The sequence below is a fragment of the Cellulomonas triticagri genome (assembly GCF_003696205.1).
Lineage (GTDB): Bacteria > Actinomycetota > Actinomycetes > Actinomycetales > Cellulomonadaceae > Cellulomonas > Cellulomonas triticagri.
Genome location: NZ_RFFI01000274.1, coordinates 1 through 764, shown reverse-complemented (window position 1 = coordinate 764; position 764 = coordinate 1). Strand labels below are relative to the sequence as shown.

General features: G+C 77.9%; 1 protein-coding gene. It reads left to right on the top strand.

What is annotated here, in order from left to right:
* Window positions 1-112: 112 nt before the first annotated feature.
* Window positions 113-718: a flavodoxin family protein gene (locus EBM89_RS20810; protein WP_122151431.1), complete on the top strand. Its 606-nt coding sequence runs from the start codon at window positions 113-115 to the stop codon at window positions 716-718.
* Window positions 719-764 lie beyond the last annotated feature (46 nt).

Genomic DNA, 764 nt, shown 5'->3' with positions numbered 1-764 from the left:
CGGCCGTCGCGGCCGACCCCGCCGCGCCGCCGGGACTCGCCCGTCGCCTGATCCCGCGCCGCCCCGGCGGCCCCCGGTCGCCGACGCGCGCACCCGGGCGCATCGTGGGGCGATGAGAGCCGTCGTCCTGAGCTGCACGCTGAAGCCGTCACCGGAGCCGTCGAACACCGAGGCGCTCGCCGGTGTCGTCGTCGAGGCCCTGCGGGGCCACGACGTCGACGTGACGTCCGTCCGCCTCGCGGACCACCACATCCCGCCGGGCGTCGCGTCCGACCTCGGCGACGGCGACGAGTGGCCCCGCATCCGGGCGCTGCTGCTCGCCGCGGAGATCCTCGTCGTCGCGACGCCGACCTGGGTCGGCCACCCGTCGTCCTGGGCGCAGCGCGCCCTGGAGCGGATGGACGCGATGATCTCCGAGACCGACGACGACGGCCGCCCCGTCGCCTACAACCGCGTCGCCGGCGTCGTCGTCACGGGCAACGAGGACGGTGCGCACCACGTCATCTCGGAGGTCGCGGGCGCCCTGGTGGACATCGGCTACACGATCGCCCCGCAGGGGTGGACCTACTGGAACCGCGGGCCCGGGCCGGGGCCCGAGTACACCGAGACGGACGACGGGCACGACTGGAGCGCGGCGACCGGGCGGGCGATGGCGCAGAACCTGGTCGGCGTGGCCCGTGCGCTCGGGGCGCGCCCACTGGACGCCCCCGCGGGCTGACCCCGCCCCGCCCGGCCGCCCCGGGGCGCGCCCTCCCGGCGCCCCG

Coding starts and splice junctions, on each gene's coding strand:
- EBM89_RS20810 (WP_122151431.1), top strand. CDS start 113: ATGAGAGCCGTCGTCCTGAGCTGCACGCTGAAGCCGTCACCGGAGCCG.